The sequence below is a fragment of the Pyramidobacter sp. C12-8 genome, assembly GCF_002007215.1.
Lineage (GTDB): Bacteria > Synergistota > Synergistia > Synergistales > Dethiosulfovibrionaceae > Pyramidobacter.
Genome location: NZ_MUHX01000029.1, coordinates 1 through 13,504, shown reverse-complemented (window position 1 = coordinate 13,504; position 13,504 = coordinate 1). Strand labels below are relative to the sequence as shown.

Annotated in this window: 13 protein-coding genes; 9 read left to right on the top strand and 4 right to left on the bottom strand. The window is 63.8% G+C overall.

Annotated elements, in window-relative coordinates; all coding sequences use genetic code 11:
• The first annotated feature begins 39 nt into the window (after positions 1–39).
• Together B0D78_RS10080 and B0D78_RS10075 are read left to right on the top strand one after the other, a co-directional pair.
• Positions 40–1,089: an ABC transporter substrate-binding protein gene (locus B0D78_RS10080; protein WP_078016841.1), complete on the top strand. Its 1,050-nt coding sequence runs from the start codon at positions 40–42 to the stop codon at positions 1,087–1,089.
• 21 nt (positions 1,090–1,110) lie between these two features.
• A complete protein-coding gene (locus tag B0D78_RS10075; protein WP_078016840.1) occupies positions 1,111–1,884 on the top strand; it encodes an ABC transporter permease in 774 nt (257 codons plus the stop codon).
• 222 nt (positions 1,885–2,106) lie between these two features.
• Here the strand turns inward: B0D78_RS10075 and B0D78_RS10070 are convergent, their stop codons facing one another.
• Together B0D78_RS10070 and coaBC are read right to left on the bottom strand one after the other, a co-directional pair.
• Positions 2,107–3,441: an aminopeptidase C gene (locus B0D78_RS10070; RefSeq protein ID WP_078016839.1), complete on the bottom strand. Its 1,335-nt coding sequence runs from the start codon at positions 3,439–3,441 to the stop codon at positions 2,107–2,109.
• 107 nt (positions 3,442–3,548) lie between these two features.
• Positions 3,549–4,742 (bottom strand): bifunctional phosphopantothenoylcysteine decarboxylase/phosphopantothenate--cysteine ligase CoaBC, encoded by a 1,194-nt coding sequence (gene coaBC, locus B0D78_RS10065; protein ID WP_078016838.1) that lies wholly within the window; start codon positions 4,740–4,742, stop codon positions 3,549–3,551.
• A gap of 186 nt (positions 4,743–4,928) precedes the next feature.
• Between coaBC and B0D78_RS10060 the strand changes: the two genes are divergently transcribed.
• Together B0D78_RS10060 and B0D78_RS10055 are read left to right on the top strand one after the other, a co-directional pair.
• Positions 4,929–5,708, top strand: coding sequence for a type III pantothenate kinase (locus tag B0D78_RS10060; protein ID WP_168170097.1), 780 nt, complete (start codon positions 4,929–4,931; stop codon positions 5,706–5,708).
• A gap of 6 nt (positions 5,709–5,714) precedes the next feature.
• The gene (locus B0D78_RS10055; RefSeq protein WP_078016836.1) at positions 5,715–6,185 is read left to right on the top strand and encodes an HAD family hydrolase; all 471 of its coding nucleotides are present in this window, start codon (positions 5,715–5,717) and stop codon (positions 6,183–6,185) included.
• Between the two features lie 89 nt (positions 6,186–6,274).
• On the opposite strand, the gene B0D78_RS10050 is transcribed toward B0D78_RS10055, so the two are convergent.
• Both B0D78_RS10050 and B0D78_RS10045 read right to left on the bottom strand, forming a co-directional pair.
• A complete protein-coding gene (locus B0D78_RS10050; RefSeq protein WP_078016835.1) occupies positions 6,275–7,174 on the bottom strand; it encodes a permease in 900 nt (299 codons plus the stop codon).
• Positions 7,167–8,120 carry a DUF362 domain-containing protein gene (locus B0D78_RS10045; RefSeq protein ID WP_240496160.1) on the bottom strand — a complete coding sequence of 318 codons (954 nt, stop codon included), beginning with the start codon at positions 8,118–8,120 and terminating at the stop codon, positions 7,167–7,169. The genes B0D78_RS10050 and B0D78_RS10045 overlap by 8 nt, the downstream gene beginning before the upstream one ends.
• 205 nt (positions 8,121–8,325) lie before the next feature.
• Between B0D78_RS10045 and B0D78_RS10040 the strand changes: the two genes are divergently transcribed.
• The 5 genes from B0D78_RS10040 (at position 8,326) to B0D78_RS10025 (ending at position 13,367) form a co-directional block, all read left to right on the top strand.
• A complete protein-coding gene (locus tag B0D78_RS10040; protein WP_168170096.1) occupies positions 8,326–8,997 on the top strand; it encodes an ankyrin repeat domain-containing protein in 672 nt (223 codons plus the stop codon).
• A 194-nt stretch (positions 8,998–9,191) separates the two neighbouring features.
• On the top strand, positions 9,192–9,806 hold the full coding sequence (locus B0D78_RS10035) for a TetR/AcrR family transcriptional regulator (protein WP_168170095.1): 615 nt from the start codon (positions 9,192–9,194) through the stop codon (positions 9,804–9,806).
• Positions 9,807–9,894: 88 nt separating this feature from the next.
• Positions 9,895–10,065: a hypothetical protein gene (locus B0D78_RS13255; protein WP_205948303.1), complete on the top strand. Its 171-nt coding sequence runs from the start codon at positions 9,895–9,897 to the stop codon at positions 10,063–10,065.
• A 6-nt stretch (positions 10,066–10,071) separates the two neighbouring features.
• A complete protein-coding gene (locus tag B0D78_RS10030) occupies positions 10,072–11,643 on the top strand; it encodes an ABC transporter ATP-binding protein (protein ID WP_205948302.1) in 1,572 nt (523 codons plus the stop codon).
• Entirely contained in the window at positions 11,643–13,367 is a 1,725-nt protein-coding gene (locus B0D78_RS10025; RefSeq protein ID WP_240496161.1) for an ABC transporter ATP-binding protein, read from the top strand. The genes B0D78_RS10030 and B0D78_RS10025 overlap by 1 nt, the downstream gene beginning before the upstream one ends.
• Positions 13,368–13,504 lie beyond the last annotated feature (137 nt).

Genomic DNA, 13,504 nt, shown 5'->3' with positions numbered 1-13,504 from the left:
ACAAGCACCATAATTTATCTCTATAGAGGAGCGTTCTTTATGTCTGTGAAGAAAAATGCTGTCCGTCTGTTTGCCGCGATGAGCCTGGCGCTTGTCGCCTCGGCCGTCGCTTCCGCCGCCCCCGAGCGAAACGTCGTGCGCTGGAACTACGGCACGAGCGGCAACGTGCTCGTGACGATCGCCGAGAACAAGGGATATTTCAAGGACGAGGGACTGACGATCGAGCCGGTCCTCGCCAACGCCAACGCCGACGCCATGACGCTGCTCGCCACCGGCAAGGTGGACGTGGTTTCCAACTCCGGCACGGCCGCGCCGCTGCAGCAGATCGCCGCCGGCATCGATCTGACTATCTTCGGCGGCCACATGGTGACCGGCTGTATGCCCGTGATCGCCCGTGCCGGCGCGGAATGGAACGGCGTGCAGTCGCTGATCGGCAAAAAGTTCGCCTGCAACCCTTCGTACTTCGCCTTCACCGGCGCGGTCATGGATCTGGGCTACGAGGATCCGCTCAAGGCCGTCAACTGGGTGACCTACTCGGGCTACAACGAAGCGCTGGCCGCCGTCGTGCGCGGCGAGGTCGACTACGCGTTGATGGGCACGGGGCAGAACTTCAACGTCAAGAAAATGAACGACGTCAAAATCGTCACCTATCAGAGCGAAGTGATGCCCAACTACTCCTGCTGCCGCATGGAGGCCCAGACGGAGTACGTCAAGAAGAATCCCGAGACGATCAAAGCCGTCCTGCGCGCGCTGTTGCGGGCGCAGAGCTACTATGAGAGCCACCGCGACGAAGCCGTCTCCATGCTGGCCAAGAAGATCGGCGCTTCCGACGAATACGTGGCCGCCTACATGCTCGACGCCGCTCACTACGTCGTCAACGCCGACCCGCTCAGCAAGTCGGTCGTCCGCGCTTGGGGCATCCTCGACAAGACGGGTTTTCTGAGCGAAAACGCCCGCAACATCAAGATCGAAGACCATATCGACACTGAGCTGTATCGGCAGGCGCTTGCGGACGTCAGCGCCGCCCACGGCAGCGAGGATCCCGCTTTCTACGAACGTCAGCGCGCCTTCTTTGCGGAAAACAACTAAGCGGCGGGAACGGACTTCGCGATGGGCAGGCTGAGATATTTTTTCGGCAAATACTGGCTGACTTTCTGTATCTGCGCTTCGCTCATCGCGCTGTACGTTTACATGACCGAGACGGGGCGCGCCAATCCTTATCTGTTTCCGCGCGTCGACGCCATCCGCAAAGTCTTCGCCGGCGAAGGGCGCACGATGTTCGTGAACCTGCTGGCGTCGATGAAGCTGATGATCCCGTCGATCGCCGTCTCCCTGGGCGTGGCGCTGTTCGTCGGCACGGTTCTGGGCATGAATGAGCGGCTGCGCGACGCGCTGTATCCGGTGATTTACATGTTCAGCGTCGTGCCGTCGATTTTGTTGTCGCCGTTCGCGCTGCTGCTGGCGCCGGATTTCTGGAGCGCCTCGGTGTTCCTGATCGTTTACGGCACGGTCTGGTCGACGCTGTTCGCGGCCATCACGGGCATCATGACTATCGATAAGCGCTATCTCGACAAGGCGGCGACGCTGGAACTGAAAGGTTTCAAGCGTCTCGTCAAGGTCATCCTGCCGGCGGCCAGCCCGTCGATCCTTGCCGGATTCGTCAACTCACTGCGCAGCACGTTCGTGATGCTGGTCTATTCGGAGATGTACGGCGCGCAGTACGGCATGGGCTTTTTCGTGAAGAAGTACGCGGAGTTCGGTCTCTACGACTACACCTGGGCGGGATTTTTGTTCATGGTGCTGGTGCTGGTCGTGGTGATGCAGTTTTTCGAGCAGATCAAGAAACGTATGCTCCGCTGGACGATGAATGTCCGAGCGCAGTAAGGCTTTGAACAGAAGCCGTCGCGCAGAAGCGGAGAGAAAAAACAAAGGATTGAAGCAAGGGCCTCCATGGGACCAGCTCCGGACATGAACCGCCGCTAAGCGCCGGAGAATGAGCAAGAGGGAATCTCCGACGGCCATACGCCGTTGGGGGATTCCCTCTGCCATGTGCGATTTTTTACGTTTTTCTTCGTGTCTTTGCGGGTACTTTCGTTTTTTCCAAACTTACTCGGCCAGCGTGCCCATGGGGTCCCACGGGAAGAAGTGCAGCGGCTCGGTTTCCAGCGCGGCGAGCTGCTTCTCGCTGAGGTGCTTTTTGTTGATCACGGCCTGGTAGACGTACTCGTCGAACCAGCCGCCGTCCATCAGATAGTAGCCTTTATCGCCGTGCTCGTCGCCCCAGCTGTTTTCAATCTTCCAGCGGTTGGGCTGCCCGGCGGCGTCGAGGTTGACGCCGGTGATGACCATGGCGTGGTTCATGGCGCTGTCGCGCAGGTCGAGACGCTCGCCCTTGGTCATGGCGAAGTCCATCGCGAAGGTGCCTTCGTAGTCGAAGCAGGCGTCGCTCCAGATGCCCATGTCGCGCGCGCCTTTCTTGCCGACGTCGGAACCGAACCAGACGCACTCGCCGTCTTTGAGCTGGCGCACGATCAGGTCTTTCAGCTCGTCCATGGGCAGGTTGAGATAGCGCACGGGACGCCCCTCGGCGACGTTGCCCAGCCAGTCGATGGCGACGGCGCGGTAGAACGGCTTGTCGGCGGTGGGAGAGTTGATCAGGCTGACGTAATCGTTTTTCAGGTCGAGGCCGACGTACTTTTCGTAAAAGCTTTTCGGGGTCAGGTCGCGGTCGGCGTGGAAGTTCTTGTCCTTGTCGACGTACTCGAAGTCGAATGTCTGCGGCGGCTGGCCGAAGCACAGGCACAGCAGCGCGTGCACTTCGTCCATGATCCGCAGCCTCAGGGCGCGCGGGTCGCCGCCCGCGGCAACCTCGGCGCGCAGCAGGGCGGCGCCGCGGCGCAGCTTGGCGTTGAGCAGTTTGTTCATGTCGGCGGTGTTGCTGCTCTGGAACGTCTCTTCCATGGCCGACTTGGGGGCGACGCCGTACTTCTCGACCAGGTTGACGAACATGTCCCACTGGCCGCCGTCCTGCACCGCGGTGTCGAGCACATAGCTCAGCAGCCGGTCGTCGACGGGCCTGCCGGCCAGGGCGATGACGCTTTCGAGGAAGTAGTTGGCCTTTTCGAACTTGTCCCAGAAGGCCATGTAGTTCTGCGAAAACTCCAGCTCGGCGAGGTTCAGCTTCTTGGCGGTGAGCTCGCGCAGCACGTTGAGCGCGGCGAAGATCCAGCAGCGGCCGCTCTTTTTCTGATTGGCGGCGGGCAGCGTGGGCACGACGTGCGAAAAGCGGAACTGCGCGGCGTTGCGCCCTTTGGAACTGAACGCGACGTCGCCGATGCCGTGCTTCGACAGCGCGTTGCCCACCGCCCGGTACAGCGCGCTGCTCTCGTAACGCGCCCGGTACTCGGCATGCTGCCGTTCGGAAATCCCTTCAAATGACATGATTCTCTCTCCTTCGTCAGAATGTGCCGGCCGTATGTCCGGCGGCCGATGTCTCCGCCGCTATCATAATGCGGCCGCCCGCGCTTTACAAGCGGAAGTTTTGTGCCTTACCGCCCGCGCCGGCGCAGGATCTCGTCGAGCAGGCGGTGGGCGGCCTGGTCCTTGCTCATCAGCGGCAGTTCGGTCTCGGCGTCGGCGGTGATCAGCGTGAGGACGTTGGTGTCGGCGCCGAAGCCGGCGCCGGCGACTTTGAGGCTGTTGGCGGCGATCATCTGCACGCGTTTTTTGTCGAGCTTGGCGCGCGAGTTCTCGAGCAGGTTCTCCGTCTCCATGGAGAAGCCGCAGATGAACTGATCGGCGCGGTGCTCGCCCAGATATTTGAGGATGTCGGCGGTGCGTTCCAGCGGCAGGTTCATGTCCGAGTCCTGTTTCTTGATCTTGTTCTCGGAGGCCGCGGCGGGGCGGTAGTCGGCGACGGCGGCGGCCTTGACGACGATGGTGCTCCGGTCGAAGCGCGAGACGACGGCGTCGAACATGTCCTGCGCGCTGACGACGCTGACCAGATCGACGAAGAGCGGTTTTTTCAGCCCGACGGGGCCGGACACCAGCGTCACCTGCGCGCCACGCATGGCGGCGGCGCGGGCGACGGCGTAGCCCATGCGGCCCGTTGAGTGGTTGGTGAGGAAGCGCACGGGGTCGAGCGCCTCTTGCGTGGGGCCGGCGGTGACGAGCACGCGCTCGCCGGTCAGGTCTTTTTCGCAGGCGGCGAAATGCTCGATGAACTCGAGGATATCTTCCGGCTCGGGCATTTTGCCGCGCCCCGTGTCGCCGCAGGCCAGGCGCCCTTCGGCCGGCTCCATCACGCGCCAGCCGCGGCGGCGCAGCGTGGCCAGGTTTTCCTGCGTGGCGGCGTTGTCGAGCATGTGGGTGTTCATGGCGGGCACGACGATGCGGCAGCCTGTAAACGGCAGCACGGTGCTGGTGAGCATGTCGTCGGCGATGCCGTGGGCGATTTTGGCGATCACGTCGGCGGTGGCGGGCGCGATCACGAGCGCGTCGGCCCCGGCGGCCAGCGCGATGTGGCGGACGACGGACGGGTCGGCGCGGTCGAACACGTCGTCGAAGACGCGGCGGTGGGTCAGGGCCTCGAACGTGACGGGCGCGACGAACTGCTCCGCGGCCTTCGTCATCACCACCTGCACCGCGCAGCCGCGCTTCGTCAAGGCCGAAGCCAGCGACGCGATCTTATAGGCGGCGATGCCGCCGCTCACTCCCAGCAGAATGTTTTTCCCCTCGAGCATGAAAAGCGCCTCCTTCACAAGGCGAAGATGAGTTGCCGTTCCCGCGCCAAGTATACCAAAAAGCGGACGGCGCGCGAAAAAAATCCGCGCCCTCGCCCTTGCGAAAAATTGCTCGGCCGTTATACTGAAAGCGCACGATCGCCGCGAGGAATTCGCGGCACGACACATATTGCGGGAGGAAAAAACATGCTTCTTCTGTTCGACGTGGGCAACACCCACGTCACCATCGGCGGCTACGACGGCGACCGCCGCCTATTCACGGGGCGCGTGGCCAGCGACCGGCACAGGACCGAAGACGAGTACGCCATGATCGTCGAGAGCGTGCTGCGCATGCACGGTTATGCGCTCGGCGACGTGGAAGACGGCGTCATCAGCTCCGTCGTGCCCGTCGTCACGCAGGCGCTGGACCGCGCCTTTCAGCTGCTTTGGCACAAGCGCATGATGGCCGTGACCACGGCGCTCGACCTCGGCCTGACGATCATGACCGACGCGCCCGAACTACTCGGCAAGGATCTGATCGTCGACGCCGTGGCCGCGAAAGTCAAATATTCCTGTCCGATCCTCGTCTTCGACCTCGGCACCGCCACCACCTGCTCGGTCATCGACAAGGACGGCCGCTACCGCGGCGGCATGATCGCGCCGGGGCTCGGCATCTCCGTGGACGCGCTCGGTTCGCGCACGGCGCAGCTGCCCTACGTCAGCCTCGACGCGCCCGATCAGCTCATCGGCACCAACACGAAAAACTGCATCCGCTCCGGCGTCATGTACGGGCACGCCGGCATGATCGACGGCTTCATCGACCGCATGGAAGAACATCTCGGCCAAAAGTGCACCGCCGTCATCACCGGCGGGCTGGCCGCCAAAGTGGCGCCGCTGTGCCGCCGCCCCATCGTCCTCGACGAATATCTGCTCTTCGACGGCCTGCGCGCGCTCTACGCGAAGAACAAAGACAGGCCGCGCGGGTAGGCCGCCGTGATCCGCATCGAGATCCCCGGCCGTGCCGAGCCGCTGGAAATCGCCCACGTCGCGCTCGACTACAACGGCACCGTCGCCGTCGACGGACGAGTGCTTGAAAGCGTCAGATCGCGCCTGCTCGAACTGCTGGAACTCGTCGGCGTCCACGTGCTCACCGCCGATACCTACGGCACCGTGCGCGCTCAGTGCGAACCGCTGGGCGTGGAGGTGCACGCCTTTCCGCGCGCGGGGGCGGGGGCCTGCAAGAAAGAGATCGTCGCCGGGCTGCGCGGCGGCGTCGCCTGCTTCGGCAACGGCTTCAACGATATTCCCATGTTCGACCTCGCCGCCCTCTCCGTCGCCGTGCTCGAAGGCGAAGGTCTCTGCGCTGCCCTGCTGCCCCACGCCGACGTGATCGCCGCAACCGCCGCCGACGCCCTCGACCTGCTCCTCAAACCCGACCGCCTCAGAGCGACGCTGCGGAATTGAAAATCACGATCGCCACACAAGACACAACGAGCCGCCAGCCTGCTGTAAAACAGGTTGGCGGCTCGTTGTGTTTTAACTGCGTCCAGGCTTTAAACCGCCAGATTCACCAGCAGCCCCGTCAGCAGCGAGAAGAGCATCACGAAGGCCAGGTAGAGCGAAAAACTGCGCGGTCCCAAAACGATCTTGAGCGCGCCGAGGTTGGTGATCTTCGTCGCCGGACCGGTGATCATGAAAGCGGCGGCGCTGCCGGCGCTCATGCCGTCGGCGAGCCAGCTCTGAAGCAGGGGGATGGTGCCGCCTCCGCAGGCGTAGAGCGGTACGCCGACCGTGGCAGCCATCAGCACGCCGAAGCCTTCATGTTTTCCGAAGAGTTTGGCGAAAGCGTCGGCCGGCACGTAGCGCTGAAAGAGCGCCGACAGCAAAATGCCGGCTAGGAACCAGCCGCCGGTGACGCGCACGTTGCGGCCGAAGTTTTTGGCGAAGCGGAACAGGACGTTGGGATCGGCGTCGCGGTTCTCCGGCGCGGAAAAGCCCGCGAAGTTGAAGACTCCCTTCCGGCAGAAAAAATGGACCAGCAATCCCGCGGCGACGCCGCAGAGAAAGCACGACAGCGCGCGCACGGCCAGCATCGTCGTCCCCAGCGCGGCGCTGTACGCGAGCAGCTGCGGGTTCAGCAGCACCGAGGCCGTCATGAAGGCGGCCAGCCAGTCGTCGCGCATGCCCTGTGCGGAAAACGACGCGGCGACGGGGATCGTGCCGTACATGCACAGCGGCGAAGCGATCCCCAGCAGGCAGGCGGGGACGATGCCGAGCAGGCCGAGTTTTCGCCCTTGCAGCCGGCTGAAAGCGCCGTGGATCCTTTGTTTGCCGAAGACCGCCACGGCCGAACCGATCAGCATGCCCAGCAGCCAGTAACGGAAGATCTGCCGGAACTGAACGGTGAAGTAATAGCCGATGTAGACGAACTCCCGCTGCAGGACGTCAATCAAGGGAGACCAGCCTGTACTTGCGGCGGCCGAGGCCGATCTTCTCGGCGTTTTCCAGCGTGTGGAGGCCGTGGCGCGACTCGATGCGGTTTACCAGCGAGGCGCCCTCGCCGTCCTTTTGCGCGTAAACGAGGTCGACGCAGGCCTGGTCGAGCGCCACCGGGTCGCTCGAGGAAAGGATGCCGACGTCGTGCATGTCGGGTTCGTCGGGATGGCCGTCGCAGTCGCAGTCGACCGAGAGGCGGTTCATGACGTTGACGTAGGCGATGCGCGCTCCTTGTCCGAGCGCGTCGGAGACGGATTTGCCGGCTTCGTCCATGGACTCGAGGAAATGATCCTGCACGCCGCCCCAGGGATTGGTGCGACTCTTTCCCGCGGAGTGGATCAGGCACTTGCCGGTGCGCGAGGCGAGGCCGATGGAAATGTTCTTGATCGCGCCGCCGAACCCGGCCATGGCGTGACCCTTGAAGTGCGTCAGCACCAGATAGGAATCGAAATCGGCGAAAGCTTTGCCGACAAGGTTTTCTTTCAAATGGACGCCCGCTGCGGGCAGAGAGGCGTCGCCTTTTTCGTCGAGGATCGTGAAAGGGGCGATGGCCGTGAAGCCGTGATCTTTCGCGACCTGATAGTGCATGGCCGACTCGGCGCGCGATCCTCCATACGCCGTGTTGCACTCCACAATGGTGCCGCCCGCGAGGCGGACCACGTCGGCGATCAACTGCGGACGCAGATAGTTGCTTGCCGGCGGCTCACCGGTGCTCAGTTTGACGGCGACCCGTCCCGACGGCTTCCAGTTCAGAGCTTGGTAGGCCCGCACCATTCCCTCCGGCGTGATGCTCTTCGTCATGTAGACGACGGGGATCTCCTTGGGCGCCGCGGCGAAAACGGACGAGACGAACGAGACCAGAACCACTAAACCCAACAGTGCGAAACGCATGAATTTCTTCATCCTGAATCACTTCTTTCATCATGAATTCACGTGCGTTGTGCCTGGCGGCCTGCGCTCCCTGCCCGGCCGTCCGTATAAAATGTTACAGCCTCGAGTTCCCTTCACGTCAAGCGCCGGCCGTGCGGTTGGCAAAATCACCGATGCGCCGGCGCGGAAAAATGAGATAATGGATTCGAAAAATCTTCCGGCAAAGGGAGCGTTTGTCATGAGCAGAAAATTGATCTTTGCGCTGGCTGCCGTACTGACGTTGGCCTGTGCCGCCGGGGCGGCGGCGCGCGGCGTGATGCCGCAGGACGAATTTCTCGCCTGCTGCGCCCGCGGCAAACTCTCGCAGGTCGGCAAGGGCGTGCGCCGCAACGCCGACGTGAACCGCCTCGAAGCCACCGGCCAGAGCCCGCTGATCTGCGCCGCCGGCGAGCAGGACGACCCGCGCGTGATCGAATATCTGGTGAGAAGGGGCGCCGAAGTGAACAAGGCCAACTTTCAGGGACTGACGCCGCTGATGGTGGCCGCCCTGCGCAACCCACGCGCCCGCATCGCGCGGGCGCTGTTGAAATGCGGCGCCGATCCGCGCCTGACCGACATGACCGGCAGCACCGCGCTGATCCTCGCCGCGCGCGGCAATCCCAGCGCCGCCGTGCTGGCCGCGCTGATCGAAGCCGCCCCCGACACGCTGAACTGGGCCAGCGCCTCGGGCGTCACGGCGCTGATGGCCGCGGCCGAAAGCGGCCGGGCGGAAATAATTGACCTGCTGCTGAAAAAGGGCGCCGATCTCCGGCCGAAAGACGCCTCCGGCCGCCGCGCCGCCGATTACGCCCGCGCCAATCCGGTCCTGCGCGGTTCGCTGTGGCCGGACTGCCTGGATCGATATCGCTGAATCCGTTCGCCGGTGCTCGAAAAACGGAAAGCGGGCGGAAGCCGATGGCATCGGGATCATCGGCTTCCGCCCGCTTCAATTGTTCCACGTGGAACAGCGCCGTTTCCCCATTTTGGGGACGGGGCTTGACAGGGAATTCGTTCCGCTCTAAGATAACATCGTTATATAACATTGTTATCCACGGGGGAAAGGGAATGGAACGGGAGTCGGAAACGCAGGCGAAGATCCTCGCGGCGGCGACGGCGGAGTTTTTGCGAAAGGGGTTTCGCGGCGCGTCGCTGCGGCAGATCGTCAAAAGCGTGGGCGTGACGACGGGCGCGTTTTACCGCTACTACGCGAGCAAGGAAGAATTGTTCGACGCGCTGGTTTTGCCGCACGCGCGGCGTCTCATGGAACTGTACGAAGCGGGCGCGGCGGATTTCAAAAGAATGGCGCCGGAAGAGCAGATCCACGCCATGGGCGAAGTGGGGCGCCGGTGCATGAAGGCCATGTACGAATACGCGCGCGCCCACCGCGACGCCTTCCGGCTGATCCTCGCGGCGCCGGAGTCGTCGAAATGCGGCGGCTTCGTCCATCGCTTGACGGAACGCGAGATCGCCGAAACGCACGGCTTCATGTCGGTCATGGCGGCGCGCGGGCGCGCCGTGAGAACGCCCAGTCCGTTCTTCGAGCACATCGTCGTCAGCGGGCTTTTCACGGCGCTGTCCGAGCTGGTCGTTCACGACGTGCCGCCCGAAGAAGCGCTGAAATGCATCGACCAACTCTGCGATTTTCACCGCGCCGGCTGGGCGAAGCTGATGGGGCTATAACAGCCCTTTTTTTATCGCCGTGTGAGTTAGTTATTTCTAATTAAATGAAGAAGCAAAAGGAGGTTTTATCGTGAGAGGAGAGCGAATATTGCCTCGGCTGATGGAGTATGCCGGAAGCTACCGCCGCCTGACGCGGGCTTCGTGGGTGTTGTCGGCGCTGTCGGCCCTGCTGGGGCTGGCGCCGTTCGTCTTCATCTGGAAGATCTGCGCCGCGGCGCTGGGCGGCGGCGCCTCGGCGGACATGGCCGCCTGGGGCTAGAAAGCCGTGGCCGCGGCGGCGCTGTCGCTGGTCGTCTTCGTCCTCGGGCTGATGTGTTCGCATCTGGCGGCGTTCCGCGTGGCGGTCAACATGCGTATCCGCCTCATGCGCCACATCGCCGGGCTGCCGCTGGGCAGCGCCGAAAACCTGGGTACCGGCAAGCTGCGCTCGATTGTCACCGACTGTTCGGCGGCGACGGAGAACTATCTGGCTCACCAGCTGCCCGACGCCAGCGCGACGCTTGCTTCCACGGCGGGGCTGGGGGCGCTGATCCTGTTTTTCGACTGGCGGCTGGGACTGCTCAGCCTGCTGCCGGCCTTTCTCGCGGCGCTGTCGATGCGCGCCATGGTGGGGCCCGACATGCAGCGGCAGATGGGCGATTATCAGAATGCCCTCAAGGACATGGAAAACGAGGCGGTCGAGTACATCCGCGGCATCCCCGTGGTGAAGACGTTCGGGCAGAGCGTGTTCTCCTTCAAGCGCTTCCGCGGCGCCATCGAACGCTACGAAAAGTGGGTCATCGGCTACACCAAAGCCATGCGCCCCCATATGATCCTCTTCACGGCGCTGGTGCAGTCGGCGTTCCTGTTCCTGATCGGCGGCGGCTTGTGGCTGGCGCGCGGCGGCGTCACGCCGGGGCTGCTGAGCGACCTGATCTTCTACGTCGTCGTCACGCCGGCCGTCGCCGTCAATTTTCAAAAGATCATGTACCTGGTCGAGAACCGCATGACCGTGACCGACGCGCTGCGCCGCGTGGACGGCGTGCTGGCCTTAAAACCCCTGTCTCAGCCGGAGCACGGCGAGCATCCGCACGACGCCTCGGTGACGCTGGAAAACGTGAGCTTCAGCTACGCTCCCGGCAAGAAGGCCGTCGACGGCCTGTCGCTGCGCATCGAAGCGGGGATGCGGGCGGCGCTGGTAGGACCGTCGGGCAGCGGCAAGAGCACGCTGGCGCAGTTGATCGCGCGTTTCTTCGACCCGCAGGAAGGTCGCGTGCTGATCGGCGGCGTCGACGTCCGTAACATTGCCAAGAAGGAGCTGACGGACTTCGTCTCGTTCGTGTTTCAGGACAGCCGGCTGATCAAGGCGTCGATTTTCGACAACGTGCGCCTCGGCCGTCCCGCGGCCTCGCGCGAGGAAGTGTTCGCCGCGCTCGAGGCGGCACAGTGCGGCGACATCCTCGCCAAGCTGCCGCGAGGCGCGGATACCGAGATCGGCGCGAAGGGCGTCTATCTTTCCGGCGGCGAGATGCAGCGACTGGCCATCGCGCGGGCCATGCTTAAGAGCGCGCCCATCCTCATCCTCGACGAGGCCACGGCTTTTGCCGATCCCGACAACGAATCCCGCATCCAGGCGGCGCTGTCGCGGCTGTCGCAGGGCAAGACCGTGATCATGATCGCCCACCGGCTGAGCAGCGTGAAGCGCGCTGATCTCGTCTGCGTGCTCGAGAACGGAAAGATTGTCGAGCAGGGCGCTTTCGGCCAGCTCGCGGAACGCGGCGGGCTGTTCGCGCGCATGTGGCGCGACTCGCTGCGCGCCGCCAGCTGGAAAGTGGCGAAGGAGGCCTCCTCGTGCTGATGAAAAAACTGCAGCGCCGTTTCGCCCTTTCCGAACAGGGGGCGCGCGCGTTCGTCGGAGCCTGTCTGGCGCAGACGCTTCAGAACATCTCCTTCATGGCCCCCGCCGGGTTGCTTTTTGCCTTCGTGCGCGACCTTTCCGCCGGGATCGCCGCGGAACGGGGCCTGATCTACGCGCTCGCCTGCGCGGGCTGTCTGCTCTTCATCGCCGCCGCCACGAGATTGCAGTACGACGGCACCTATCTCTCCACCTATGTGGAATCGGGCGTGCGCCGTACCGCTCTGGCCGAAAAACTGCGCCGCCTGCCCCTGTCCTTCTTCGGACGGAAGGATCTGGCCGATCTTTCCAGCTCGATCATGAACGACTGCGCCGTGCTCGAAAAGAGCCAGTCCCATTATCTGCCGGCGCTGGCCGGGGCGATGCTGTCGGCCGCCGTCGTCTCGGCGGGGCTGTGCGCCTTCGACTGGCGCATGGCGCTGGCCGTCCTCTGGGTGCTGCCGCCGGCTTTCGCCGTCGTCGCCTTTTCCGCGCGGGTTCAGCAGGCGCTCGACCGCAAGTCCATGGCGGCGAAAATGGCCTGCGCCGACGGCATTCAGGAATGTCTGGAATGCCTGCGCGACCTCAAGTCGAACAACGCCGAAGACGCCTATCTCGACGGTCTCGACGAAAAAATCAGGGCGGTCGAGCACCGCGCCGTCGTCTCCGAATCTCTGAGCGCCTGCTTCGTGACGCTGGCCACGCTGCTGCTGCGGCTGGGCGTCGCCTCTACGGCGCTGACCGGCGCGCTGCTGATGCAGCGGAAAGCGCTGGACGCCATGACGTTTTTCATGTTTCTCATGGCGGCCTCGAGGGTCTACGCGCCGCTCGAAGGCGCGCTGCAGAACTTGGTCGCGGCCATTGCCACGCGCACCAACATCGAGCGCATGAACGAGATCCTCGACGGCCCCATACAGAACGGACGCGAGGAAATGGACCCCTGCGGCTACGACGTCGTCTTTGAGCACGTCGACTTCGCCTACGAAAGCGGCGTGTCCGTGCTGAAAGACGTGAGCTTCACGGCCCGCCAGGGCGAAGTGACGGCCCTCGTCGGCCCATCGGGCGGCGGCAAGACCACGGCGTCCCGCCTGGCCGCACGTTTCTGGGACACGACGGCGGGGAGAATCACCGTGGGCGGCGAAAACGTGGCGGAGATCGCCCCGGAAAGGCTGCTTTCGCTCTTTTCGATCGTCTTCCAGGACGTGACGCTGTTCAACAACACCGTCATGGAAAACATCCGCATCGGCCGCCGCGGCGCCGGCGATGAAGAGGTGATCGCCGCCGCTCGTTTGGCTCACTGCGATGAGTTTGTGGACAAGCTGCCCGAGGGCTGGCGGACCATGATCGGCGAAAACGGGCGCGAGCTGTCGGGCGGCGAGCGCCAGCGCATCTCCATCGCCCGCGCCATCCTCAAAGACGCACCGATCGTCCTGCTCGACGAGGCGACCGCCGCGTTGGACGTGGAGAACGAATCGCAGATCCAGGCCGCCCTGTCGCGCCTGATCCGCGACAAGACCGTGCTCGTCATCGCCCATCGCCTGCGCACCGTCGCCAGCGCCGACAAGATCGTCGTGCTCTCCGGCGGCGCCGTTGCCGAGCAGGGTGCGCCCGGCGAGCTGCTGCGCCGCGGCGGCCCGTTCGCACGCATGGCCCGCCTGCAGACCGAAAGCCAAAACTGGGGACTGTAGGCAGAGACTTTCACGAAGAAATGCGGATACGGAGAAAAACAGCCAAGAGGCCACCTCAATCGAGTATTGAGGCGGCCTCTTGTTGTAAAACGAAAACCACCGGCAGTGCCGGTGGTTCCAAAAGGCTTTAGCTATGG

What these genes read in the sequence shown, in the direction of transcription:
- B0D78_RS10080 (WP_078016841.1), top strand. Translation starts at nt 40, where the DNA reads ATGTCTGTGAAGAAAAATGCTGTCCGTCTGTTTGCCGCGATGAGCCTG.
- B0D78_RS10075 (WP_078016840.1), top strand. Translation starts at nt 1,111, where the DNA reads ATGGGCAGGCTGAGATATTTTTTCGGCAAATACTGGCTGACTTTCTGT.
- B0D78_RS10070 (WP_078016839.1), bottom strand. Translation starts at nt 3,441, where the DNA reads ATGTCATTTGAAGGGATTTCCGAACGGCAGCATGCCGAGTACCGGGCG.
- coaBC (WP_078016838.1), bottom strand. Translation starts at nt 4,742, where the DNA reads ATGCTCGAGGGGAAAAACATTCTGCTGGGAGTGAGCGGCGGCATCGCC.
- B0D78_RS10060 (WP_168170097.1), top strand. Translation starts at nt 4,929, where the DNA reads ATGCTTCTTCTGTTCGACGTGGGCAACACCCACGTCACCATCGGCGGC.
- B0D78_RS10045 (WP_240496160.1), bottom strand. Translation starts at nt 8,120, where the DNA reads ATGAAGAAATTCATGCGTTTCGCACTGTTGGGTTTAGTGGTTCTGGTC.
- B0D78_RS10040 (WP_168170096.1), top strand. Translation starts at nt 8,326, where the DNA reads ATGAGCAGAAAATTGATCTTTGCGCTGGCTGCCGTACTGACGTTGGCC.
- B0D78_RS10035 (WP_168170095.1), top strand. Translation starts at nt 9,192, where the DNA reads ATGGAACGGGAGTCGGAAACGCAGGCGAAGATCCTCGCGGCGGCGACG.
- B0D78_RS10025 (WP_240496161.1), top strand. Translation starts at nt 11,643, where the DNA reads ATGAAAAAACTGCAGCGCCGTTTCGCCCTTTCCGAACAGGGGGCGCGC.